Raw genomic sequence first — 24,920 nt, forward strand, 5'->3', positions numbered from 1 at the left:
GAAGTCTTTGTCGGACAGCCTTTGAATTTCTGCCACTTCAGCATCCATACCGGCTATATCATGGTCATCCACAGGCTGAACGAGCGTAATGACCGCATGGGGATTACCATATTCGTATGTAACCATCAAGCAGCCTCCTAGAATTTTGTGACGAAAATCCAATCATCAAGAAAAGCCATCTGTTCCTCCGTATGGAACCAATGCTCACCATTTTCCATGACCGTCAGCCCTGCATGATGCTTTTCGACAAAATCCTTCATCGTTGCCAGCGATGTCAGTTGGTCTTTTTCGCCGTACAAAATCTGAGTCGGCACATTCCATTTGATAGGATGACTCCTGACGTAGTTCAGATATTCCCACGATAAATCCTCACCGAATTCGGTATGAATTACGCCTTGAGCTTCCAGTTCCACCTCCGTCACATTGGCCCATCTCATCATATCCAAAATCAATTTTTCCATATCCACAATGGGCGAAATAAAATAGGCCTTCTGAATTAGCCCGTCTATTCCCGCATTCATGCTGAAAAAAGCACCAATACTGTTGGCAATCAGGATAATCTTCTCATGCTTTTCTGCCAGCTGCTCAACAGCAGTCCGAATTTCCCGGCCGGTATCCCAGGGCGAAAAGGTCTGATAATCCAGCCCGCTAACCTTATCCTGGGGAAAAAGCGGCTCATAATGTTTGCTTTCCTCAGCATTTCCACCTTTGCCATGTATATACAAAATCTGCATGTTCGACCTCCACACAAACACCATTTCTTGGGCTGTACCCGTACAAAGCTTGGCATTTCTCCATCTGCCAGCTCATACCATCCAGCCGTCTTATTAATAATACTCCCTCATTGCCCCTTACTTACCTTCTTACATAGCAAGGCCCTTCCTTGCCCATGATTCCATTGGGAACATCGTTCTTCTACTTTGTGAATCTCTTTTCCTATCTTACCATAATAAAAGGTCTTCTATGATTTGTTAATATTTTATCATAGAAGACCTTTTGATTCGATAGTATATTAATTTACGGAGACTTTTTATACTCAATTTTTATGGCTGCAACGGCCCATAGTAATAAGCGGCTGTTGCACCGCCATCTACCAAAAATGTTGAACCCGTGATAAACTGCGCCCGTTCGCTCATCAAAAGCTCTGCTACATCAGCTACTTCATCAGCAGTGCCTGGGCGGCCTGCCGGGCATTTGGCAAACATATTCTTGTAAAAATCACCACGCGGTCCATTAAATTCATCTATGGCCAAAGGTGTAACGATAATTCCAGGCGCAATATCATTTATCCTTGCACCCCGTTCGCCCCAGCGGACAGCTTCATACATCGTACGTTTTTCATTACAGCGTTTGGCCAGCTGATAGGCATGCAGGGTATCCTTTATCTTTTCCGGCTGTAAAAAGTCAAGTTTCAACAGTTCCTCTGTCGGCGTCATCGCCAGTGCCCTGTCCTGCTCCGGCGTAAGTGCCGGCAGACGATGACCGGACTGGCTGGAGATAATTACGCCTGCACCGCCCTTAGCAATAACTTTGCCGACTTCTTCCATCAATACTGCCGTTCCATAGAGGTCAACCTGCAAGATCACTTCAATCGGTGCCTGTGACGGCGAAACACCTGCGCCACAAATCAAATACTTCACTTCACCATATTCCGTTGCTTTTTGCACCATAGCCTGAATGGAAGTTCGCGAAGACATATCCATCACAAACGGCTCCACGTCAAAGCCTGCCTGGTTCATAATTTGAGCCACTGCCAGTGCATTCTTTTCGTTTTTATCCCCAAGAATAATCTTCTTGCCATAGCCCATGCGACGGGCAATGGCCATGGAAATCTGGCCAGCCCCGGTGACCACCATAACATCTTTGCTCATTTTCTCTGCAACCTTTCCTTAAACAAGATTTTTCTTAGCCCAGGCAGCTACCTCAGCTTCGGAACTGGCGGCATCTGCACCATGAATAGCCAGCCCTTCACCAACCGTTGCGCCCTGACAGTATTTTTTCAAAGCCGTTGGTGCTCCGGCAAGCCCGCTGCCCTCATGTGTCATCAAGGGGAAGACCTTTTTCCCGGTGAAATCCAATGCTTCAAGCTGAGTGAATACCGCCACCGGATAGGTGCCCCACCAGCAAGGGCCAGCCACCACGATATTATCGTATGCTGCCACTGACGATAACATTTCCACAAGTTCCGGACGGGCACTCTTCCGCAGTTCTTCCTTGGCCTCTACTGTGCACTGAGTATAGTCAACAGCATAGGCCTTCTTCGTCACCACTTCAAAGAGGTCTGCCCCGACCGCCTTCTGGATAAACTCAGCCACAATTTCCGTATTGCCTTTGGGCAAGTCCTCAATACTGCCGTTTACATAATTTTGTCCCTTCCGGGAATAATAGATTACAAGTGTCTTTGCCATTTTCGCCAGCTCCTTTACTGCTGATAGCCTAATTTCTTTAACCACGCTCTGACCTTCGTGCGTGCCGCCTCTGGATTATCCTGCACGGATTTCCCCCGCAGCCCCAGGCCCTCGCCCTTTATTTTTGCTCCTTTGGCATAGCGGGGGATTCCCCTGTCTTCCAAGCCGGTCATGTTATCACCTGCCGAGGTGCAGAAGGGAATAACCGTTTTCCCCTGCCAGTCATAGCTTTCCAGGAATGTATACACCGGCATGGGCAGGTCGCTCCACCAAATGGGATATCCCAGGAAAACCGTATCATACTGAGCAAAGTCCTTTACCATAGCCGCAAGTTCCGGTCGTGCGTCCCGGGCTTTTTCCGCCTTAGCCTCCTCGGTGCATTCCCGATAATCGGCAGGATACTCCTTGACCGTTTTTATTTCAAAGATATCCACGCCGCCTAGTTCCTGTGCAATGATATCTGCCACAATGTGGGTATTGCCCTTTTCGATATAGCCGACCTCGTAATTATCTCCCTTGCGGGAAAAATAGGTCACCAGGATTTTTTTGCCACCATTGTGGGCAGCAGCCTCAGCAGAAGGAGTTATCCCTGCCGCTACACCGCCGGCAGAAGGGACAGGTGTCGAGGCGACCGGCTTTGTTTCCTCGCCACAGCCGACAAAAGCCAGTCCCAGGATGCCCAGCCCTGCCATGCGAATAAAATCCCTGCGTTTCATCATTCCAATTCTCCTCTCATTAAGCTATCACAGGCGTGACAAATCTTGACAACAACCTGCGGCGATAGCGCATATACACCACGAACAGGATAGCACCGGTAATGGCCCAGCTGGCGGGATACGTCAGCAGCAGCGTACTAAACGCAGGGGCTGCGGCAAATACCGTATACACCCAGATAATCCGCGTTCCGCAGATGGTCACCAGAGCAATCATGGCTGGCGGTGTGGAATAGCCATAGCCACGCATAGTGCCCGACAAGACCTCTGTCACCCCGTTCAGGAATTGCAGCAACGTCACATAGACGATGCGGATCACACCCAGTTCAATAATCCACGCATCCTGTATAAAAATTCCCAGCAGTGGTTTGGCAAACAATGTGGTCAATCCACCTAAAAATAGCATAACCGCCAATTCGCTAAGCAGGGCAATTTTCGTAATCTGAAAGCAACGCTCAATATTTTTGGCCCCAAAATTCTGCCCGATAAAGGTCGTAGTGGCCTGACCGATAGCACTTAGGAAGCAGTAGACATTGATCTCAATGGCAAATGCCGCCGCCGAGGCCGCCATCACATCTGCCCCCAGACTGTTGATGGCACTTTGCACCACCAGATTGGACAGACAAAAGATCATTCCCTGAACCCCAGCAGGTAAACCAATACGAATGATTTCCTTCAATTCCTTGGCCGCATAACGCAGTTTTCGGTATTCCAGGCGGATATAGCTCTCACTGTGCCGCAATTTGCGCCACAGGATAGCCGCATTCACATAGTTGGCAATCACAGTAGCACCGACAACTCCCGCCACGCCCCAGTCAAAGACCACTACGGTCAGCAGATTGAGGACGATATTCAAAAGAGCTGCGACCATAAGACTGTACAAGGGTGTATGACTGTCACCGTTGCTACGAAAGATAGCCGACTCAAAATTATAGATGGCCAGCGCCGGCAGCCCCAAGAAGTAAATCCGCAGATAAAGCTCCGCCATGGGCAGAATCTCTGCCGGCACTCCCAGCATATTCATGATCAGCCCGGTAAGAGCCTCACCGGCTGCGAGAAGGATTGCCCCCATGAACAGGGACATGATAATCGCCGTATGCACAGCCCGGCTGGCCCGCTTCTCATTACCAGCGCCGATACGCTGGGCAATAACCACATTCCCCCCCAGCGACAAGCCCAAAAGCAACATGACCAGCAGACTGATGGGCATCGCATTATTCCCCACCGCCGCCATGGCACTCTTGCCCACAAACCGCCCCAAAACCATAGTGTCAGCCGTATTGAAAAGCTGCTCCAGCATGCCCGTGAATGCCAAAGGCAAGGCAAAGATCAGAAATTTATCGGCAATTGATCCGTTCAGCATATCCATATCTCTGCGCTTAAAAAACAACATTTTCTGTACCACTTCCTTATCAATTCAATTTCTATTTCTATTTTATCTTTTCCTAGAATCTAAACAATCTCGATATCGCCCCATATCCATTAGAAAAACTAATAAAGGAGCCACTGACCAAACAGTGACTCCCATTACCATCCAGATAAATTCAAACCATAAACATGCTTTCCAGCATGGCGGCAAAATCCTCCAAATAAGCTTCCTCGCGGTTAGCTTTCCAAAAGATATAATAATCCTGCGTTACCAGCCGCCCTTCATGCTGCAAGGGGATATAGCGTATGTCTCCCACCCGGCCGACCTGTACCTTGCGTCTGGTTTCCAGATAGAATCCCTGGCCTGACAGCACATAGAGCCGGGCCTGTTCCTGACTTTCGGCCAGCAGGAAATCTCCCTGAACGCCGAAGTATTCACGATAAAAGGCTTCGTCATTTTCCCTTTGCTCTGGGGAGGAAACCAGTATGCAGGGCAGGCTTTTCAGGTCGTCCGTGTCAATCTGTTCCAAAGCTGTCAGGGGATTTGCCGCCGACAGTTCTGCATAGACCTGCTCCGTAGCGAGAAAATAGTTCACATAGTGTTCCGAGGGCTTGCGGCGCAGATCATTGATAGCAATGTCCAGCCTGTCTGTCCGCAGTCTGTCGTAAAGCTCCTCATGGGTGCCACTGACCAAATGCAGCGCAACCTGAGGATATTTCTCCTGAAAGACAGGCAACACCTGCTGCAATTCACTGCCCCGATACTGCTTGGGATAGCCAAGCTTCAACACGATCTGCCCGCCGCTGGCAAGCTGGCGGGTTTTTTCCACCAGCTTATCTGCATCATGCAAGAGGACAATGCTCTGCTTGTAAAAATATTCCCCGGCAGGCGTCAGCGAAAACTTCCGCTTCTCCCGTATCAGTAGTTGCACACCCAATTCTTTTTCGAGAGCCTGTATCTGCTGGGATATGGCTGACTGGGATATATAACAGGCCTCCGCGGCCTCGCTGAAATTCTTATACCGCACTACCGCCTGAAAATAGCGCATCTGCTTTAACATGATTACGATCCTCCTCCGTTTGGCATTGTGTCAGATATTCTGTCTCCCCAGCTTTTATCCTTGCCTCTATATAAATCTGCTAAAGTCTACTAAAATCAATAAGTCGAAGCCACAGCCCGCATCATCAACCACTGCCCATTCTTCTTTTCCATATCAAATTTCAACTGCAAAGGCCAGGTATGGCGGCTGCCTCCAAATACTTCTGCTTCCACCCGTGTTTGACCGGTCAGGATTGCATGAGTCTCATCCACCAGCTGCACATCAATCTGTTCGGTATCCTGTGAGAAATAGCTCAACCGTCCATCGGCAATGCAGGCAATATATTCGTCCTTGGGCTGCACCATACCGGTCATATGGGTAAGTGTAAAACCATCATCGATCATCTCTCCGATTCCCGCAATATTGCGTGTCTCATAGAGCATATACCCATACATGGTGCGGTACATTGCTTTCATCGTCTCTACATCATGTTCCATTTGCGGTTCCTTTCGTTCGATCCTCATTTCAATAGAATCTCCCAGCTTATCAAACAGATGCAAGTCTGAGGTAATCCTGCCCATACGAATCAGATTTCCTTGATGAGAAAACCCTGCCTTATCGAAGAAAATCGCCAAGGACGGTCCGCCGGTATAAAAGGTAATATCACCATTTTCATAATCTTCGATAGCATTTCCCTTATCACTCAAAGCTGGGATATGTGTATAATATTCCCGATCATCGGAACGCTTCAGTGAAATGGTCAACGGCAGCCGCGCCAGAAACTCCCTGGAAGTCTCACTGTCATCCAGTACACCTTCAACCCTTACATTTCCTGCCGTCATTACAATGGGAATACGTCCCGTTCCCTCTGCAAGAACCTGAGTCTTTTTTTCCACGTCTCCAGCAGTTTTCCCTTCCATTGCTCCACATCCAGTCAGAATAAAAAGAGATACAATCAAGAAGATTCCATATTTCTTTTTCTTTGTAAACATAATATTACTACCTCTCCTTTACTCTGTCACGGAATCCAACGTCCGGAAGAGAATTGTCTTGTTCTACCTTTATTCTATACTTCACAGTTAATGCTATCAATCTGCGTTCTGAGGAAATCCATAAGGATTTCTTATAGAAAACACCGCGACTTCAAAATCGCGGTGCTTTCCCATGGCTTAATCAATAGAGACCAGTCTTGATATGTGGTACGTAAGGAGCTTCCAGCGCCTTGATTTCTTCTTCGTCCAACTTGATATCCAATGCAGATACCGCTTCTTCTACGTGCTGTACGCTGGTGGTGCCAACGATGGGCGCCGTAATGTATGGTTTGCTGAGCATCCATGCCAAGGATTCCTGTGCCATGGTACGACCGTGCTCTGCCGCAATCTTCTCCAGATTATCAACGACAACCTTATCCTGCGCGTCTGTTTCACCCCATACCATGGGTGAAACTTCATCGATGACATTGCGTGCCGTAACAGTTCCCCAAGGATGAGCCGTCCGGCCACCTGCCTGCGGACTCCATGGTACGACTGCCAGCTTGCGGTCCTGGCAAAGGGGCAGGATTTCCCGTTCCTCTTCCCGATAGATCAGGTTGTACTGCGGCTGCAGGGAAGCAAACTGCGTCCAGTTATGCTCCCTGGCAATATTCTGGAGGCGCTCCAGCTGCCAGGCAAATATAGTAGAAGCGCCAATATAACGTGCTTTGCCGCTCTTCACCACATCATGCAGAGCTTCCATGATTTCTTCCATAGGGGTATTGGTGTCAAGTCTATGAATCTGGTAGACATCTACATAATCAAGACCGAGACGCTGAAGGCTGTGGTCAATCTCTGCCATGATATTCTTGCGGGAAAGGCCGCCGCCATTGGGGCGTCCAGGACGCATCTCGAAATTTACCTTCGTGGCCACGACAATCTCATCACGGTTCAGGCCGAATTCACGGATATAATGGCCTGTGATTTCCTCACTGCTGCCCATTTGATAGACGTTGGCCGTATCGAAATAATTGATTCCGAGGTCAATGGCCTTCTTGAAGATTTCCTTGCCCTCTTCATAGTCCTTGGCCCAAGGAAATACACCATTCTCCTTGCCCGGCTTGCCAAAACTCATCATCCCCAGGCAAATGCGGGAAACATCCATGCCTGTATTGCCAAATTTTACATATTCCATGTTCACATTCTCCTCTCAGTGCTGCTTATTTTGACAGACCTTTTTCGTCCAGCCATTTGAGCGCCAGTTCCATGATCTGCTTGTTGTTCTTCTCCTGCATCAGGAAATGCGAATTTCCCTTGATACCGATATCCGGCAGATGTACCAAAGTCGCATCACCACCGTGACGATTTATAGCCGCGACAAACTGTTGTGCCATCGCATACTCAGTTCCCCACTTATCCTCGCCAACATTTTCCGAACCGATTTTTATATAATCTCCATAATACAGCACGATGGGAATTCTGGTGAGTTTCAGAAAATCCTCCATGGGAACCCCCATTGCCGAAGCAGAGAGCGCCTTAAAACGTGCGGCAGTTAATGTGGGCATTTCAGATTCCGGGAACACAAAGGGCGTTCCTCCCGGCTCATAGGCAATAATAGCCTTCACTTTATCTGTACGAATAGCTGTACGCCAGCCAATTGTTCCGCCCATAGAATGAGAAACCAACACCGCCCCATCCTTCTGGCGATTAAAAAGTTTAGCCAGTACATCAGCATTGAGGTCGTTGTCCAAGGGGCCAGAACCAATCGTCCAGCTCTGCTGGAAAGCCTGATAATTTTCTTCGCCTTCCGGGAACTGGGCATTAGGAACCGGGTTGCCTTTCTCATCATAATGGCCAATACGCGAAAGCACATATAGTGTTTTATCTCCATACATGGGATTACTTGCCCAAGGTGTGTCCGGCGTTACTGCCTCCGTGGAAAGATTGGCTTCGCCACTACGGGGCTGGTCTACCAGATATACGGAATAACCGGCTCGCAAAAACATCGTATTGAACCCTTCCCGTCCATCCGGGCCGGATTCCCATGTACGTTTTGACTGAGCACCACCATGCTGAAAAATCAACGGCAGTTTTTTGGCTTTGACGGGCTTTTGATACTCCACATAAGCAAAATCGCCATAAGCTCTCTGCCCATCTTCTGCAACAAAATTCTCCTGCGTGAATTTTCCTGCATGCTGTTTATAACTGCCGCCCACCGTAAATGAACCTTGCTCCTCGATGGTAATTGGCGTAGCAGATACAAAACCAATATTAAGTGACAACAGCACACTTGCCGTAAGAATGCTACGATATATCCTTTTTTTCAAGTACATTTTCTATCTCTCCAGCCTCTTATAAGTCCTGTTTCTTTGTGATGACAAAGTGCTGCTCACGTTCCTTAATGAGCCACTTGCCGTCCTGTTTTACGAGCTTATCCGTATAGCGGATGTAATTGTCCGACACCACAGTATGACCGTTTTCTTCCATCACAAGGGCCGCGCGGCAGTAATGCACGTCCGTGGCCGTATCGCCATCTAACGTAATGACCTGCTGACCATTTTGATGATGCGATGCTTTGATGCCGCCGGTAAAGGCGCTGAACTGTTTTTCCAGCGTATCACGTCCATGAATATTCATCGTGAGCTTATCGCCCATATAGACCATGACATGAACATCTTCGGTAAAATAAACCATCTGCGCCGGCACATTGCACTCCAGATTGGCAAAACCATCAATAACCTCGCGAATCGCTTCTTTTGCTTCTAAAATCTCCAGTGACATTTGACATTCCCCTTTCAACGTATCTGCATTTCCTTTTGTTGATTTCATTATAGCGATGTTATATCAGAATATCCAATTGTAAGTTTAGATTATTAATTTAATTTTTCTATTATAATCGTTGCATTTTCGATAGCCAGCCGCTATACTGCAAATAGAAACAAAGGAGGCCTCACCAATGAATACCAAGCAAATGGAATATATACTGGAACTAGCGCAGGTGCTGAATTTCAACCGCGCAGCCGAAAATCTCTTTATCTCACAGCCCACACTGACCTATCAGATAAAGGCTGTGGAAAACGAGATTGGTTTTGCCCTCTTTGAACGCTCCGGCAAAGGGGCTATGCTCACACCGGCAGGAGCACAATTTGTCGGCACCTTGCGCACGCTTTACGGACAGCTGAAGGAGGCCATTGAGCAGGGGCAGAATTTCAGCGCCAAATACGCCGAAAGCATTCGCATAACGCTGCCGATTCGTTCCGCCATCTACTTTCTGCCACAGGTCATTGCGCAATTCAGCCGCAGTTTTCCGACGGTCAATGTCATTCCCAGTTTTGACTGGCAGCACGGACAGGAATCCTTTCTGCAGGGCGAACAGGACGTGACCTTTGCCATGGAATACACGATGAAGCGCGTACCGGATGTGACCTGTCACCATCTGTTTGACAGTCACATCTACCTGATTACCGAGAAAAATGATGCCCTGACAAAAAAGCCGCTGGTTACGCCCAGCGACTTAAAAGGTCGTACACTTATGGTAGGCGGCGGCTCCCCGCCCGCTCTGCGTGCTTTGCAGCAACGTATGATTAGTGAAATTCATGTGGATTATTTTAACAGCCCTGACCACGACAACACACTCACCAATGTGGCTGCCCACAAGGGGGTATGTCTGGCACCGGGTTTCTTAAATGACCATAACGGCGAATTTGCCTGGCTCGACTTTGACAGCGATGTCGTCATTCCCTGTGGCGTTTACACGCATAAAAATGACAAGCGCCAATCCCTGCACGCCTTTATTGAGCTTTTGCAGCACTTCTACCGTGACCAGCCGGATTTCAAGGTCTGACAGCATAATATTTTCTATACGCTTCATCCTTATGTCAATTACACAAATCTGCACACATGGTCAACCGCAATATCCGAAAAACCATAAGCTTCCGCTTTGGTGAGCTTGCCATTTGCAATCTCGTGAAGCTTTTCCAGCAGCATACCGCCGCTTTCCTCAATGGTCTGCTCCCCTCGGATAATGCCCGATAAATCCACGTCCATATTATCTTCCATCCAGCTATAGGTATATTCATTGGCGGTCACTTTCAGCACCGGCACAATGGCATTGCCCGTAGGCGTTCCCCTGCCCGTAGTGAAGATGATGATCTGACAGCCGGCGGCCGCCATGGATGTTACAGACGAAATATCATATCCTGCCGTATCCATGACGATGGCTCCGCGCTTCGTAGGCGGCTGCGCCTGTTCCAGCACCTCCACGATGGGACGGGTGCCGCCTTTGCGGATACAGCCAAGACTCTTTTCATCAATCGTGGATAAGCCGCCTGCTTTGTTGCCCGGTGTCGGCTGTCCGGCCCGGCAATCCTGCCCTGCAGCCAGCAAATGTTTTTCATAGTCCTCGCACACCCGGATAATCTGGTCGTGGATTTCCGGTGTGGCGCCCCGACGGGCCAGCACATGTTCGCCGCCAATCCACTCAATGGACTCACTCATCATGGCGGACGCACCCAAATCTACGAGCCTATCGCTAAGATTGCCCACCGCAGGATTGGAGGCAATCCCAGAGGTAGCATCGCTGCCGCCACATTCTATCCCCAACAGCAACTCGCTGATGGGGAATTTTTCTTTTTGTTGCAGCCCGGCTTCAGCCGCCATTTCCCGGGCAGCCCGCACAGCTTTTACAATGGTCTTTAAGGTGCCGCCTTCTTCCTGTATGCCAAAGGAAACTACCGGCTTGGAACATCTTGCCTGTATCTTTTCCCGCAGCTTGGCATGGGGTACGGTTTCACAGCCCAGGCCGATGATAACTACGCCGTAGACATTAGGATTCAGGGCAAAGCCCGTAAGCACCTTCTGACTCATTTCCGTATTGGCCGCCACATCACTGCAGCCGGTGTTAAAGACGATATTCACCGCGCCCCGCACCTGACTTGCCACAATTCGGCAGGATTCACTGCCGCAGGCACAAGCGGGCAGAATCAAAATATGATTGCGGATGCCGGGGCGGCCTTCTTTGCGTCTGTAACCGTAAAATTCCATATCATTTGTCCTCCTTGCCCATTGCATACTCACTGGCATAATCCCTAGGAATGCTGCGGATATTCTCATGCGATACCCAGCCGCCCTGCGGAATATCCTGCAAGGTTTCGCCGATGATTTCCCCGTACTTATAGACCATCTCACCCTTGGCGATAAGTTTTAAGGCAATCTTGTGCCAAATGGGAATCGTTTCGACAGCCTTAACCTGGGCACTGCCGCCACCGTGACAGATAACCATGTCCTCAGGTTGTGCTTCGCTGGTACAGGTGGCTACATTGTCCTTCTCGTCCAGCAGAATCGCTTTCTTTTCCATAGCGCTCTCCTTTCGTCAAATAGCTTCATCCATATCTGGCAGATATTTCCCATAGAGCATATTCCACCGCGCCGGAGTCATGTCCTGCTTTTTCCGCAATTCCAGTTGATAAATTTTTACAGCCTTATGCGTTCTTGCCATCATCTTTTCCACCAGAATTTTCATTGCCTTTTTCATCGTCATTACCTCCCGCTTCACACTGTTTTTTTCTGTCTTCATCATAGCCTATTCCGCCCCAAATAAAAAACACTTATAATCGATTTATCTATTGAAAAAACCGATTGATTTCACTATGATGGAACTATCAGAAAGGAAGGTACTGCCATGAATATCCAGCAAATGCAATACTTCGCCGAAGTTTGCCGTCAGGAAAATGTTACTAAAGCGGCCGCCAGCCTGCATATGTCCCAATCCACTCTGAGCCTGTCCATGAAGAACCTCGAAACGGAAACCGGCCTGAACCTGTTCCGTCATGTAGGGCGCAATATTCAGCTCACCGCTGACGGGCAATGGCATTTTGCAGGATAGTAATCTTATCGCCATTCCCATTGAGGGACTTGCTCAAAAAGGATTTATCGTCACCAAAAAGGGCCGGCAAATCTACGCGGACGAACGCTGTCTTATCGACTTCGTCCGGCGTAAATTTGCCGACGCTCCTGAACATATGAACGGTACACCATAAATTATCGCAGAATATGAGGAGGTCTGCCTTATGACAATTGAAACGGGCATAACAATAGTGTGAATCAGTAGAGGAAAAATTCTATTAATCGAAAAGCCATCCTAATCATAAAACACCTAAAATGACTGGTCAAAATATGCTATAATGATTTCAGTTATCTAATGAGGAGACTGTTATGCTACAAGAAACCACCGGCTATATCATTTGCCGCACAGCTCGCAAGATTCATCAGTTCATGACAAAAGTATTAGCCGATTATAACATCACCCCGGAACAATGGGTGGTGCTGCAAATTGTCAGCAAGGAGAAAAACCTTTCTCAACAAGAATTAGCTGAGCGCTTGGAAAAAGACAAGAACAGCACCAAGGCTTTGGTGGACAGACTGATAAAAAAAGAATTATTGACCCGTCAAAAAGATGACAGCGATAAACGGTTCTATAAGCTGCAAGCCACCCCCGCTGGGATCTTTCTCACCAAGGAACTGGCAAAACTTGACTATGACTTTATGCGGGAAACCGAATCCGGGCTTACAGACGAAGAATTAACCAGCTTTACAAAAACCCTCACTAGACTGGAAGAAAAAATCACGGCTAAGCTGTGATTTTTTTCTTGACAATAGTATGTCAACGTACTATTGTATTAGTATGTTAACATACTAATATCAGGAGGCATCTAATGATGAATTTCTATTCACCTATTTCCAGAAAAAACTTTCTCAAAGGCAGTCTGGCTCTAACCGCCGGCTTGTTATTGGGTGATCCACAGGCATTCGCTGCATCCACAGAATATCCCCATTCGCCGGAGGAAGCTACCGGTGAAACAGCCATGCACTATTTATTTGACCGCACGCCCATCGAACCCGCGCAAGTCTTTGACAACCTTTTCTACATTGGCTCCATCTCCGTAGCTCAATTTGTTGTGCGCACTAGTGAAGGTCTTATCATGATTGACTCCGGCTGGGATGAACAGGATGCAGACTATGCCGCCGCCAGCATGAAAAAGCTAGGCTTATCCCCTGCCGACACCCGCTATATTCTCCTTACCCACGGCCACAGCGACCACTATGGTGGTGCCCAGTTCTTCAAGGATAAATATGCGCCGCAGGCAAAAATCGGCATTAATATCATTGACAGCAACTGGTATTCGGTAATTCCCACCAAAAACGCTTTTTCCGGCGTACGTCCCCATATTGACATCGAGCTGAATGACCGTCAGACCATAACCTTAGGCGACACAAATATTTTCCTCGTACTCACCCCCGGTCATACCCCGGGCTGCCTGTCCATGATTGTCCCAGTCACCGATCATGGCGAAAAACATCATGTGGCCATTTGGGGCGGCACCGGCACACCAGCCAATCTGGAAATGAATTACCTCTATCTAAGCGCAGTAAACTACTTCGCCAAATACACCGCTGATTTCCAGGTTGATGTAGAAATGAGCGCCCATGGCTGGGTAGACGATACCTTTCCCCGTCTGGAAAAACTCAAACACCGCCGCCCTGGCCAGCCCCATCCCTTTGTTATCGGTCAGAAAAAATACCGTAAGTATGAAGATGTCTTCCGGAAAATGGCACAGGAGGCCATTAAAAAATACCAACAGTGATACGCCTGCCATTAGATAAAAGCTTTTTCCATATGAATATGCGGGCATCCCTCATCGAGGTATTCGTCACCACTAGCAATATAACCTAATGCTTCATAGAAAGGTCGTACCCTTACCTGTGCCGATAGTTCCAAAGCCGGAATGCTGTTCTTTTTTATCCACGCTTCCACCTTACGCATAATGAGACTGCCATATGATTGGCCGCGATATTTCTTTCGAATGGCTAATCTACCTAAAGTGTACTTGCCGTTATCTTTTGACGGGAAAACACGGCAGCATCCGGCAATTTCACCATCTACATACAGCAGATAGTGATCTGCGATTTCATCAATATCGTCGAACTCATCATGGAAACCTTGCTCTTCAACGAACACTTCCTGACGAACCAGCATAGCATCCGGATGAAGCAAATTGGTTACTACAACCTCTGTCATATCAAATATTGTCTCCTTTCACAGCCATTACGCTTTAAGCAAAAGTGATATAATAAATTTCCTTGTCACTTTGCCCTAGCCATGGCTGTTTTTGTCCGCCTTTAACGCGGCTGAACTTAGAAGCCACGCAAAGGCTCTCGCTATCCGAATCTCCGGCTCCTTAAAATGCCCGCCTGTATTCCATGCCAGCGTACAGTTAAGCCCCTGCTCCTTCAGCCATGCGCAGCCATCCCGGATGCAATCGCCCACACTAGCCATAACCGCATTCTTAGTCTTTTCTTCTTTATCGCCAAGGCTGAGATATACGTTTGGGCATTGAATTGCATTGCTTTTCATGTAGTCTACAAATCCCGGAAACCAGATGGATGGTGAAGCAGCTGCAATACCCGCGAATTTATTGGTTTGGTAAGCTGCCCAAAGGGCGAACAGTGCCGCCAGTGAATATCCACCCAGATAATAAATTTTGCTCTTATCCTGACATAGCTTCAGGATTGCGGTCAGCAGTTCTCCTGCACCATCACCGAAATCATCCTTGCCAAAAACCGCAGGTGACGGCCACGGAGATAAGTCATGATTCCAGCTATCCACCTTAACTGCCAACAAGCAGAAGTCTTTGTCGGACAGCCTTTGAATTTCTGCCACTTCAGCATCCATACCGGCTATATCATGGTCATTCACAGGCTGAACGAGCGTAATGACCGCATGGGGATTACCATATTCGTATGTAACCATCAAGAAAAGCCATCTGTTCCTCCGTATGGAACCAATGCTCACCATTTTCCATTTCCCGACCGGTATCCCAGGGCGAAAAGGTCTGATAATCCAACCCGCTAACATTGTCCTGGGGAAAAAGTGGCTCATAATGTTTGCTTTCCTCAGCATTTCCGCTTTTGCCATGTGCGTTGATTTTTAATGTGTTTACTCAAACCACATGTAATCGTAGTTCCACTTTGAACCCCGAAAAATACACTTTTTCACGGCTTCCATCAGGCTTTATCTTGAACTCGAAATATGGCCAGAAGCAAGTAAATTCAAAGGGTTTCACGATTCTTTCCGTTGTAGCAACGTCACACACTCGACATGCGAAGTGCAGGGGAACATATCCACAGGCTGTACCTTTACGGCCTTGTAGCCCAGTTCGTCCAGGATGGCGATATCGCGGGCGAGGCTGGCGGGGTTGCAGGAAACGTAGACAATGCGTTCCGGCTGCATGTTGGCGAAGGTTTCAAGAACCGTGGGCGTACAGCCTGCGCGCGGCGGATCTACGACGACTACATCAGCACGAGTGCCCTGTTTGAAAAGGCGGGGCATGACCTTTGTGGCATCACCGACGATGAATTCAGCATTGCGCACATTGTTGTCACGGGCATTTTTCTGGGCATCAAGAATCGCTGGCTTGACGATTTCGATACCGATAACGCTATGGGCTTTCTGCGCGAGAAACAACGTAATCGTGCCTGTACCACAGTAAGCGTCAATAACCGTTTCCTGACCGCTCAGGTTGGCATATTCCAGCGCCTTGTTGTAGAGAACTTCTGCCTGACTCGTATTGACCTGGAAGAAGGAGCGCGGCGAGATATGGAAGTTCAGGCGGCCAATGCTGTCCTGAATGGTCGGCCGGCCCCAAAGGAGCTTGGTGTCGCGCCCCATAATCACGTTGTTATGGTAGGTCTGGATGTTCTGATGGACGCTGACCACCTTGGGAAGTTTACTCCGCAGCATTTTGACGAATTCCTTTTCCTTGGGCATGGTCTGGGTCGCCGTGACGATGACCACCATGATATCGCCGTTCCTACCCACGCGGCCCACCACATGGCGCAGCACGCCCGTATGCTTGTCCTCGTTGTAGACAGGGATATTCAGCTTGGTGACGATTTCCCTCACGGCATTGACCACTTCGTTGTTGCCTTCCTTCTGGATATGGCAGTCGGTGGTGTCAATGATCTCATGGCTGCCCTGGGCAAAGCAGCCGATGATGGTCTTGCCCTTGTCGCGGCCAATGGGGAATTGCATCTTATTGCGGTAGTTCCAGGGCGTTGCCGCACCGATAGTCGGTTCCACATGTAAATCCGGCTGCTTGCCGATGCGGGTTACGGCATCGATGACCTGCTGGCGCTTGGCCTGCAGCTGGGCCATATAGTCGAGATGCTGCAGCTGGCAGCCACCGCACTTGTCGTAAATATCGCAAACAGGCTCTACGCGGTCAGCACTCTTGGTCAGGATTTCCTTCACATGCCCCTTGGCATAGGTCTTCTTCACCTCATCAATGACCGTCAGCACCTTTTCCCCCGGCAAGGCATAGGGCACGAACACCGTAAAGTCTTCGTAGCGGCCTACCCCTTCCCCGCTGGTGCCCAGCGTATTGATTGCGATTTCATAAGCTTTTCCTTTTTCGACGGGAACTTTTTTGCTCACTTTTATTTCCTTCCTTACCTATAAAACACAGAACAAATATTTACTATTCTACCATAAATACGTTCCCCTGCAAATACAAGAACAGCATGGAAATGACTCCATGCTGTTCAACTTGGCCAATATTTTATTGCAAACGAAATTGCACAGTCTGACTCACTGCGCATCTTACCGGTTCTTCATACACATTGAGCGCTGGAGAAAAACGATAGCGATAAGCGGCCGCTACTGCCGCATCATCCATCGAAGGATAACCGGAGGACGCCGCCACATTTGCGGTTTCCACGCTGCCGTCTTTGCCCACAACGACACGAACACGTACTGCGCCCTCTATGCCCTGACGACGTAAATCCTCCGGATAAGCCGGATTTGCCCCTGCGAGCAGACGGGGCGGCGTCTTTGGGCGCTGGGCAGCAGCGCTATCCTTGGCGCCGCTGCCTTGACCTGAACCTCCTTCTCCGCCTTGGCCATTGCCTTTTTCTCCGCCGTTACCACTATTAACGACACCTTCTCCAGTCGCTGAACTGCCCTGACCGTTGCCGCCAGTTGTAGTACGAACCGCAGCATTTTCACCTTTCTCTGCGTTATCCCGCTGTTTTGACTCCTTGTACATCTGCTGCGTTTCGGGCTGACGCGTATAGTTTTCCGAAATCTCCGGTGCCGCAGTACTGGCTGAATAAGACACCTCTTCGACCGTAGCTTCTGCCCCGGCATCGCTGGTATCACCTGCGCTTGCTCCGCCCGCTTCTGCCTGTTCAACATCATATAGCGCTACATCCAGCACCTTTTCCGGTTCAGCAGATACCTGTGCAAACAGACCGGTCAATGCCACGACCACAAACAGAAAAATATGCACAGCCGCCGAAATGCCCCAGGCATAGAGTTTATCCTTATTTTCATTCATCATGAGCAGCACCTGTCTCGGCAGCCAGGCCAAAGCGGGCAATTCCCGCACCACGCAATTTGTCCAACAAGCCAATCACCATGCCGTAGTCCATGCCCTGGTCGGCTCTTACGACCACAGCAAAGCGCGGATTGCGCTTATATTCCTGCTTGGCCCGCGCCAAGAGGTCATCTTCAGCAATGGGATGGTCTTCCAGCCACAGCGAACCATCCGCCTTTAAGGTAACCAGATAATTTACATTCATCTGGGTTTCAGCGCTCTGTGCTTTGGGCATATTCACATCCACCGTTTTGATATTCACCATATAAAGCGTACTCATCATGAAGAACACCAACAGGAAAAACATGATGTCAATCATGGGGATAATCATGACTTCCGGCCGGGCAAAGGCCTTCCTGTCCCGCAGTCTCATAGCGTACCGCCTTCCATGACCCGTTGTCCGGCAGCTGCATGTTCAGCACCTTCATGCAGGCGAACAAGATGTTCTTCAACCAGCGAGAAACACTGTTCCATATCCGTAATGATATTTTCCAGACGCTGCGAGAAATACGCATGTACTGCCAGCGCTGCAATCGCCACGCAAAGCCCCATCGCCGTAGCGATAAGGGCTTCGCCCACGCCCCCCGTGATGGCCGTTGCCTGCCCGGATGCGACATTGAACACACTAAAGGACGAAATCATGCCGCTGATGGTACCAAGCAGCCCTAAAAGCGGTGCCATGGTGACAATCACGCTGAGGTAGTAGAGCCGCTGGCGCATTCTAGACAAGGCAATGCCGGACTGCAGCTCCATATAATGGGCAGCCTGCTCCCGAGTTTCCTTCTGTACTGCGTTCATGATGATTTCAGCCAGAATACCACGGGCATTTTGCAGCAAAGCTGCGGCTTCCCCATACTGACCAGCAGCCACCTGCTGATAAAAAATTTTCGCAAACTCCCGCCCGGAATCCATGCGGTAAAAATGCAGGGCACGTTCGATGCCAATCGCCACTACAAACATAGAGCAGAGCAGCAGTACATACATGACTGCGCCGCCCTTTTGAAAAAATTCTACTCCCGTAACAATATAATCCATACTAAACCTCACATTTCTTCCTTAAAATTCATGCTGTACACCTAAAATCACACTGCGTCCCGGTGCCATATAATAGCCGGACCAAGTTGCAATGGATTCATAACTTTCGTTGGTCAAATTATAGCCCTTTATATAGAACTTGGTCTTATCCGTACAATGATAATTCAGTACCATATCCAAGGTAGCATAGCGGCTTTTCAGGAAGGCATTATCGCCTACTATCCTGCCTGCAACATGCTGCAAAGTCAAATCGCCATCCCATTTATCCTGTTTATAACTTACGCCCAAAATATAGCGATTGGGCTGGTTATTTTTGCGGTACAGATAATGCCAGGTATTATCGCTTTCCTTCACCTGTGCATAGGAATAGCCCAACCGCACAGACCACTGTGGTGAGAAGCGATGACGCAGATTGAGGTCCAGACCCCGCCGCGTCTCCTGCGCTACATTGTAGTAGCGGGTTTTATCCGTATATATCCAGTCCAGTGCGTTTTTGACTTTGCTGTAATAGAAGGTTGCATCCACATCTGTATTCGCAGAGATTTTTGATTTTACGCCCGCCGTTACCGTTTGGGACTTCTCCTGCTGCAGATTCTCATTGCCTGCCCACCACTGCGTATTGGCATAACGCATTTTCAATGTAGGATTGTTTACCGCCTGTCCCCAAGATACAAAGGCATTGGTTGCCGCCGAAAGTTCTTTATTCAGGCCAATATGCGAAGTAAAGTCTGCGCCAAAGTCGCTATGATCTTCCCATCTGGTGCCTAAATTCAGTGACCAGCCGCGCCCCATACGCCAGTTATCCTCCAGATATAAAGAGGTCGTATTGGCCGAACGATCCAGGCTGCCATTATTTTCTTCCTGTATATTTTCGTGATGGAAGGATACGCCGCTGATTAGCGTATTCTTGTCGCTGAGCAGCCAGTTTTTCTGATACTCAGCTCCCATGGCTTTCATATCATCTTGGAAAGATGCATCATAGGCACCATCCAATTTTTCCTGATTATGATAAATCCGGAAATAATCCTGCGGCCCGTTTTCCGTTTTGGCGGCCCAGGTATAGGTCAATGCATAAGTGCGTACAGTCTCCCGTCCACGGGCATTTGGATAGGTGGGCTGAGCCGTATTAGCGTCCTTTACATTAGCCGCCATGCTTTTATTGGCTTCTGTATTGGTAAAGTCAAAACTGAGTAAATCGCCATTGGTGAATTTTTTATCCAACGTCAAGGCTTCACTCGTTCTGTGCATGCCCGTATCCGCAATGGACAAATTCCCATTCGATGGGGAACGGTATTCGATATCGCCCCGAGTTTCGCGGCTTACCGTAAGTGCATAGGTTACACTGTCATCGCCGCCTTCCACGCGCAGGGCACCGCGCCGCTGTTTCTGCGTGCCCACTTCCCCGCGCACCTTTACATGCATGCCCGGCTGGGGCCGCTTGGTAATGATGTTGACCACACCGCCCATAGCCGCATTGCCATACAGGGAAGAATTCGGGCCGCGCACCACTTCGATACGCTCAATATTTTCTACCTGAAAGGTATCCAGATCCATCAGCCCGGTATCGACACCGCTGATAAGCGGCCCATGGTTCCAGTTAGTGCGCCGGCCATTCACCATGAGCAGCACGCGGTTATCGCCATTAAGCTCCACATAACTGCCGGTGGTATTGGTTTTGACGTTAATGCCCTTATCGCGCAAAGCATCGGTTACCGTTGTGTAATTCCCCTTGGCCAAATCTTCAGAAGTCACCACGGTAACCTCTGCTGCCACTTCCTGCGAACGCACCTTCATGCGATTGGCCGTTACCACATAATCATCCAGGGAGAACTCCTCCACGGCTAAATCCTCTGCTGCATTTTCCGCAGCGGCAGCATATTCTGCCCCACTCAAAGTCAATGCTCCACAAAGCATAGCTGCCAAAATCTTTTGCTCCTTGTACTGTTTCATTAAGTCCTAAATCCTCTCTTGTATTTATTATCTATGTTTAAGCCTGCCCTTAGCCAGGCGGGATAGCGCATCCAACGCGCGTCCATTGCCACTGTTGACCTCAGCAAAGGGAATGTTGATGATACGTCCCTGCTGTACCGCCCGCAACGGCTGCAGGTCACGATTTTTCTTTACCTGCTCCCAAACCTCCTCATCGGAAAGGTCCTGCCCATCCGGTCCCGGTAGCGAAACATACACCAGATAATCCGGGTCATAGGCGAGTATTCTCTCCGGCCCCACAAAGGCCGTCTTCATGCTGACCAAATTATCCAGCCCGGCCTTATCCAGCACATCGTTTATCAGATAACCCGCATCATAAAGGGAATAGGAACTTCTGCCATGCTCCTGCAAGACAATCGCTGTTTCCCGCTCCCGTTCTTTTAGGCATTCAGCTATTGTAGCTTCACGCTTACGGCAAGCCGCAATATAATCAGCTGCCCTATCCTCCACGGCAAAGATTTTCCCCAAATCCACAATGAACGGATACACAGAATTTTCCAGAGTTGGCCGTTCATGAGGGATTGTCGCCGGAACAATATACGCACCTATGCCATGTTCCTGCCATCCTTGTGGTGCTCCCAATTCCATCGGCGAAAAATTATGTGCCCAACCGATGATGAGATCAGGCTGCAAGGCAAACACTTCTTCCTGCGCAGGTATAAACGCCGCCTGCACCTTGGGCAGCGCTGCAAAGCGCTTAGCCAGATGCTCCGGTTCACTGCCATAAGCGGCAATCGTCTGCCCGATATGCGCATCAAGCCCCAATTCCAGCATGGCCTCTGCGGCTCCGGGATAGAGAATCAGCACACGCTGAGGAATTCCCTTTATCAAGGTACGCCGGCTATGACCATTTTCGTCAAAATTTTGTATAAATTGTTTATCGGTCATATTTTCTGAATCTCTACTACAGCCGAACAGCAGAGTAGAACAAGTCAGAGCCATAATCCAAAATACGAGCTTCATACGGCCATCTTCTCCCGCCCGTAGACGATAACGGGACGCCCCTCACGGCCAGTAAGTACCTCGCAGTGCACATCGTAAACATCGTTAATCAGTTTCGGGGTCAGTATCTCACAGGGAGTGCCCGCAGCCATCAAGCGACCAGCCTTGAGCACATAGAGCCGCTGACAGTACATCGCCGCCAAATTCAAATCATGCAATACTGCCAGCACACCGACACCAAGACTTGCTGCAATCTCCATAATCTGCATTTGGTAGCGTATATCCAGGTGATTGGTTGGCTCATCCAAAAGCAACAGGCGTGGCTCCTGCGCCAAGGCCCTGGCGAGCACTACACGCTGCTGCTCACCACCGGACAATGCAGCAAATCGCCGCTTTGCCAATTTTTCTATCCCTGCCTGCGACAAGGCGCGTTCCACCGCCTGCCTGTCCCGTGCAGAAAGCCTGCCGCTAATGCCCTGATGAGGTATCCGGCCCATCATCACCATATCCTCTACCGTAAAATCAAAATTGACCTTATGGAACTGTCCCATCACAGCCATCAACCTGGCTGACTCGGACAAGGATATATCCTGCAAACGCCTGCCCAAAACCGATATCTCCCCAGCTTGCGGCTGCAAAACACGGTAGATGGTTTTCAGCAGAGTTGACTTTCCACTGCCGTTTGGCCCGATAATGCCCACAAATTCTCCACGTTTTACAGACAGGGATATATCCTGCAATATCGCCCTTTTCCCCAAGGAAAAGGAAAGGTTCTTCACTTCTAAATCCTGCATAAACGCCCCTTTCATCGTCCCAGACCATTCTCTGTCCGAAAGAGCAGCCGCATAAAGAGCGGTGCTCCAACCAGCGCGGTCAAAATTCCGATGGGTAAATCACCGCTGGGCAACAGTACCCGGCAAAGCACATCCGCCAAAATCAAAAAAATCGCTCCCACAATCAGCACGCCCGGCAGCACCCGGCGATGGTCAGAGCCCACTACCGCCCGCACTGCATGGGGAATAATCAAGCCGACGAAACCAAATATCCCGCAAACCGAAACGATAATGCCCGTAAGCAGGGCTGTAAATGCCAAATATCTCCGCCGTGCCCCAAGGAGATCCACACCCAAGGTCACTGCCGTTTCCTCGCCTAGCAGCATGGCATTAAGTTCCCGCAGCCGCAAGGCAAAGAAAACGACACCTGCCAGCACAGCTGCTCCTGGCAGCCAGATGGTATCCCAACGCGCACCTGCCAGCGACCCCATCGTCCAAAACGCAGCACTGCGCATCCCTTCTGCATCATTTGCCAGATAAACCACCAAATTTGCCAGTGCAGAAAATAGCGCGCTGACCACCGCTCCCGCCAAAATCAATCGTACAGCCGAAGCACTGCGCTCCTTGCCAGCTAATGCCAGGACAAAGCCCGTGGCGGCCACGGCACCAATAAAAGCGCCCAATGGAACACCTGTCCCCGCCAGAAACGCCGTTCCGCCCAGCAGGATAACCGCTACCGCGCCTAATGATGCCCCCGAGGCAACGCCTAAAATATACGGTTCAGCCAAGGGATTTTGGACTAATGCCTGCATGACCATGCCACATAGAGACAATCCTGCCCCGGCAAAACCGGCCAACAGCACCCGTGGCAAACGGAGTTCCCAGAGAATATCTCTATGGGCTGATGAAATAGTCATTCCTTCCGACAAACCGATGCGTTCGCTCAGCACCGCCATCACCTCCGCTAAGGGAATATCCACTACCCCCACCGATATGGCAAACAAAATCGTAAAAAAGATACTGACCAGCCCCGCAGTCAAGTAAACCAAAGGCAATACACTCATTTCCTTTCTTTTATGATTGATTAGTAGCGATAATCATTATATATTGAGAATAATAATCTGTCAACATCTATTTGATTGTATATTTTATTTTTATACACAAAAGACCTCTTTGATACTAAAAATCATATCATTTTTCAGTATCAAAGAGGTCTTTAATCTATATTCTTTTTCAGAACTCTACCTTGCTGAATAAATCCATTGGCTTATTCAGGAGTATCTTGGCACCATGCTCGACCAGTTCTTCTTTGGGGCGGAAGCCCCAGGTTACACCGACAGGCAGCATTCCGGCATTATTGCCCGTATCCATATCCACGCTGGTATCACCAAAGTAGGCAACTTCTTCCGGCTTTACGCCCATCTTAGCGGCAATCAGCAACACCTTTTTCGGGTCAGGCTTGCGCGGCAAATCCTTGCAATCACCAATAACGGACACAAACATGTCTTTTGCAAATAATTTTGCCACGATAATGTCGGCTGCCGACTGATGCTTATTGGTGCAGATGCCCAAGGGGATATTCCTGGCCTGCAAGGTCTGCAACATGTCCATAATACCATCATAGCACGCAGTCTTATGGGTAAGATTGCGGTCATAGCATTCTTTGTATTTCGCCAAAGCCTCATCCACAAAAGCCGAATCTGCGGCTTTGTCAGCAGGCAGGCAGCGTTCAATAAGCTTACGGGAACCATTGCCCACAAAGTAACGGTATTTATCGATATCATGCGTGGGATAGCCATAGCTTGTGAGCATTTCATTGGCACTGTCGGCCAAATCGGCCAAAGAGTCAATCAATGTACCATCCAGGTCAAAAATAGCGGCTTTATATTGCATAGGAATCTCCTTTCAAAAATAGGGACTGTAAAATTGCAGTTTGTAGTTGCGTGCTTGAACGCAATTGGTTACAGATTTGTGGGGCGGAGGTGGGGATACTTCTTCGCCACTTCACTAAATGACCCGCCAGCAGAAGTACGCAGTTTCTAGCGACCTGCGCCGGGCAGGCCGGCGGCGCGTATGTTCAGCTCAGATTCCAGCAACGTTTGTTTGCGGGCCAGCCTTCACTTCGTTCAGGCAGTCGTTCCGTCGGCGAATAAGCATCCCCGCCTCCACCCAAAGGTATATCTGTGTCAAATGGCTAAGTCTCGGCTGTAAGCCACAAGTACATCGATGTGCTTGTTACGGGAGAAGCG

The 24,920-nt window shown here is 49.2% G+C and carries 29 protein-coding genes; 4 read left to right on the forward strand and 25 right to left on the reverse strand.

Annotated elements, in window-relative coordinates; genetic code table 11:
- Positions 1-137: 137 nt before the first annotated feature.
- The 10 genes from BLQ59_RS13455 to BLQ59_RS13500 form a co-directional block, all read right to left on the reverse strand.
- Positions 138-734, reverse strand: a complete 597-nt coding sequence (locus BLQ59_RS13455; RefSeq protein WP_074573363.1) for an alpha/beta hydrolase — start codon at positions 732-734, stop codon at positions 138-140.
- A gap of 309 nt (positions 735-1,043) precedes the next feature.
- Positions 1,044-1,871, reverse strand: a complete 828-nt coding sequence (locus BLQ59_RS13460) for an SDR family oxidoreductase (protein WP_074573364.1) — start codon at positions 1,869-1,871, stop codon at positions 1,044-1,046.
- Positions 1,872-1,889: 18 nt separating this feature from the next.
- Positions 1,890-2,408, reverse strand: coding sequence for a flavodoxin (locus BLQ59_RS13465; RefSeq protein ID WP_073091361.1), 519 nt, complete (start codon positions 2,406-2,408; stop codon positions 1,890-1,892).
- A gap of 14 nt (positions 2,409-2,422) precedes the next feature.
- Positions 2,423-3,127, reverse strand: a complete 705-nt coding sequence (locus BLQ59_RS13470) for a flavodoxin (RefSeq protein WP_081342585.1) — start codon at positions 3,125-3,127, stop codon at positions 2,423-2,425.
- 16 nt (positions 3,128-3,143) lie between these two features.
- On the reverse strand, positions 3,144-4,484 hold the full coding sequence (locus tag BLQ59_RS13475) for an MATE family efflux transporter (protein ID WP_256324686.1): 1,341 nt from the start codon (positions 4,482-4,484) through the stop codon (positions 3,144-3,146).
- Between the two features lie 181 nt (positions 4,485-4,665).
- Positions 4,666-5,550 carry a LysR family transcriptional regulator gene (locus BLQ59_RS13480; protein WP_081342586.1) on the reverse strand — a complete coding sequence of 295 codons (885 nt, stop codon included), beginning with the start codon at positions 5,548-5,550 and terminating at the stop codon, positions 4,666-4,668.
- Positions 5,551-5,645: 95 nt separating this feature from the next.
- Complete coding sequence (locus BLQ59_RS13485) at positions 5,646-6,425, reverse strand: cyclophilin-like fold protein (RefSeq protein WP_176756818.1); 780 nt, start codon at positions 6,423-6,425, stop codon at positions 5,646-5,648.
- Between the two features lie 277 nt (positions 6,426-6,702).
- Entirely contained in the window at positions 6,703-7,695 is a 993-nt protein-coding gene (locus BLQ59_RS13490; protein WP_074573367.1) for an aldo/keto reductase, read from the reverse strand.
- 25 nt (positions 7,696-7,720) lie between these two features.
- A complete protein-coding gene (locus BLQ59_RS13495; RefSeq protein ID WP_256324687.1) occupies positions 7,721-8,788 on the reverse strand; it encodes an alpha/beta hydrolase in 1,068 nt (355 codons plus the stop codon).
- A 64-nt stretch (positions 8,789-8,852) separates the two neighbouring features.
- Complete coding sequence (locus BLQ59_RS13500) at positions 8,853-9,281, reverse strand: nuclear transport factor 2 family protein (protein ID WP_074573368.1); 429 nt, start codon at positions 9,279-9,281, stop codon at positions 8,853-8,855.
- A gap of 175 nt (positions 9,282-9,456) precedes the next feature.
- Between BLQ59_RS13500 and BLQ59_RS13505 the strand changes: the two genes are divergently transcribed.
- The gene (locus BLQ59_RS13505) at positions 9,457-10,344 is read left to right on the forward strand and encodes a LysR family transcriptional regulator (protein ID WP_073091351.1); all 888 of its coding nucleotides are present in this window, start codon (positions 9,457-9,459) and stop codon (positions 10,342-10,344) included.
- 38 nt (positions 10,345-10,382) lie between these two features.
- On the opposite strand, the gene BLQ59_RS13510 is transcribed toward BLQ59_RS13505, so the two are convergent.
- Genes BLQ59_RS13510 through BLQ59_RS13520 form a run of 3 tightly spaced genes read right to left on the reverse strand, consistent with a single transcriptional unit; the run spans position 10,383 to position 12,078 of the window.
- A complete protein-coding gene (locus tag BLQ59_RS13510) occupies positions 10,383-11,543 on the reverse strand; it encodes a UxaA family hydrolase (protein ID WP_074573369.1) in 1,161 nt (386 codons plus the stop codon).
- A 1-nt stretch (position 11,544) separates the two neighbouring features.
- Positions 11,545-11,856 (reverse strand): UxaA family hydrolase, encoded by a 312-nt coding sequence (locus tag BLQ59_RS13515; protein ID WP_074573370.1) that lies wholly within the window; start codon positions 11,854-11,856, stop codon positions 11,545-11,547.
- Between the two features lie 15 nt (positions 11,857-11,871).
- Positions 11,872-12,078 carry a hypothetical protein gene (locus BLQ59_RS13520; protein WP_074573371.1) on the reverse strand — a complete coding sequence of 69 codons (207 nt, stop codon included), beginning with the start codon at positions 12,076-12,078 and terminating at the stop codon, positions 11,872-11,874.
- A gap of 102 nt (positions 12,079-12,180) precedes the next feature.
- On the opposite strand from BLQ59_RS13520, the gene BLQ59_RS16445 reads away from it, so the two are divergent.
- Positions 12,181-12,384 (forward strand): LysR family transcriptional regulator, encoded by a 204-nt coding sequence (locus tag BLQ59_RS16445; RefSeq protein WP_074573372.1) that lies wholly within the window; start codon positions 12,181-12,183, stop codon positions 12,382-12,384.
- Here the strand turns inward: BLQ59_RS16445 and BLQ59_RS16450 are convergent.
- Positions 12,350-12,520: a hypothetical protein gene (locus BLQ59_RS16450; protein ID WP_256324688.1), complete on the reverse strand. Its 171-nt coding sequence runs from the start codon at positions 12,518-12,520 to the stop codon at positions 12,350-12,352. The genes BLQ59_RS16445 and BLQ59_RS16450 overlap by 35 nt on opposite strands.
- Before the next feature lie 193 nt (positions 12,521-12,713).
- Between BLQ59_RS16450 and BLQ59_RS13530 the strand changes: the two genes are divergently transcribed.
- Entirely contained in the window at positions 12,714-13,139 is a 426-nt protein-coding gene (locus BLQ59_RS13530; RefSeq protein WP_073091371.1) for a MarR family winged helix-turn-helix transcriptional regulator, read from the forward strand.
- Positions 13,140-13,213: 74 nt separating this feature from the next.
- On the forward strand, positions 13,214-14,143 hold the full coding sequence (locus BLQ59_RS13535; protein ID WP_074573373.1) for an MBL fold metallo-hydrolase: 930 nt from the start codon (positions 13,214-13,216) through the stop codon (positions 14,141-14,143).
- An 11-nt stretch (positions 14,144-14,154) separates the two neighbouring features.
- Here BLQ59_RS13535 and BLQ59_RS13540 read toward each other — a convergent pair whose 3' ends face one another.
- The 11 genes from BLQ59_RS13540 to BLQ59_RS13595 all read right to left on the reverse strand — a co-directional run bounded on the left by BLQ59_RS13540 (position 14,155) and on the right by BLQ59_RS13595 (position 24,564).
- A complete protein-coding gene (locus tag BLQ59_RS13540; protein ID WP_074573374.1) occupies positions 14,155-14,577 on the reverse strand; it encodes a GNAT family N-acetyltransferase in 423 nt (140 codons plus the stop codon).
- 75 nt (positions 14,578-14,652) lie between these two features.
- A complete protein-coding gene (locus BLQ59_RS13545; RefSeq protein ID WP_074573375.1) occupies positions 14,653-15,309 on the reverse strand; it encodes an alpha/beta hydrolase in 657 nt (218 codons plus the stop codon).
- A 309-nt stretch (positions 15,310-15,618) separates the two neighbouring features.
- Positions 15,619-16,992 (reverse strand): 23S rRNA (uracil(1939)-C(5))-methyltransferase RlmD, encoded by a 1,374-nt coding sequence (gene rlmD / locus BLQ59_RS13555; RefSeq protein WP_074573376.1) that lies wholly within the window; start codon positions 16,990-16,992, stop codon positions 15,619-15,621.
- A gap of 124 nt (positions 16,993-17,116) precedes the next feature.
- Positions 17,117-17,896: a TonB family protein gene (locus BLQ59_RS13560; protein WP_074573377.1), complete on the reverse strand. Its 780-nt coding sequence runs from the start codon at positions 17,894-17,896 to the stop codon at positions 17,117-17,119.
- Positions 17,886-18,305 (reverse strand): ExbD/TolR family protein, encoded by a 420-nt coding sequence (locus tag BLQ59_RS13565; protein ID WP_074573378.1) that lies wholly within the window; start codon positions 18,303-18,305, stop codon positions 17,886-17,888. Before BLQ59_RS13565 ends, BLQ59_RS13560 begins: the two co-directional genes overlap by 11 nt.
- Positions 18,302-18,967 (reverse strand): MotA/TolQ/ExbB proton channel family protein, encoded by a 666-nt coding sequence (locus tag BLQ59_RS13570; protein WP_074573379.1) that lies wholly within the window; start codon positions 18,965-18,967, stop codon positions 18,302-18,304. Before BLQ59_RS13570 ends, BLQ59_RS13565 begins: the two co-directional genes overlap by 4 nt.
- A 21-nt stretch (positions 18,968-18,988) precedes the next feature.
- A complete protein-coding gene (locus BLQ59_RS13575) occupies positions 18,989-20,917 on the reverse strand; it encodes a TonB-dependent receptor plug domain-containing protein (protein ID WP_074573380.1) in 1,929 nt (642 codons plus the stop codon).
- Positions 20,918-20,944: 27 nt separating this feature from the next.
- Positions 20,945-21,844, reverse strand: coding sequence for an ABC transporter substrate-binding protein (locus BLQ59_RS13580; protein WP_176756820.1), 900 nt, complete (start codon positions 21,842-21,844; stop codon positions 20,945-20,947).
- Positions 21,845-21,915: 71 nt separating this feature from the next.
- Positions 21,916-22,692: a heme ABC transporter ATP-binding protein gene (locus BLQ59_RS13585; RefSeq protein WP_074573384.1), complete on the reverse strand. Its 777-nt coding sequence runs from the start codon at positions 22,690-22,692 to the stop codon at positions 21,916-21,918.
- An 11-nt stretch (positions 22,693-22,703) separates the two neighbouring features.
- Positions 22,704-23,735, reverse strand: a complete 1,032-nt coding sequence (locus BLQ59_RS13590; RefSeq protein ID WP_074573382.1) for a FecCD family ABC transporter permease — start codon at positions 23,733-23,735, stop codon at positions 22,704-22,706.
- Positions 23,736-23,904: 169 nt separating this feature from the next.
- Positions 23,905-24,564 carry an HAD family hydrolase gene (locus BLQ59_RS13595; RefSeq protein ID WP_074573383.1) on the reverse strand — a complete coding sequence of 220 codons (660 nt, stop codon included), beginning with the start codon at positions 24,562-24,564 and terminating at the stop codon, positions 23,905-23,907.
- Positions 24,565-24,920 lie beyond the last annotated feature (356 nt).

The organism is Pseudoselenomonas ruminantium (genome assembly GCF_900104055.1).
Taxonomy (GTDB): domain Bacteria; phylum Bacillota; class Negativicutes; order Selenomonadales; family Selenomonadaceae; genus Selenomonas_A; species Selenomonas_A ruminantium_C.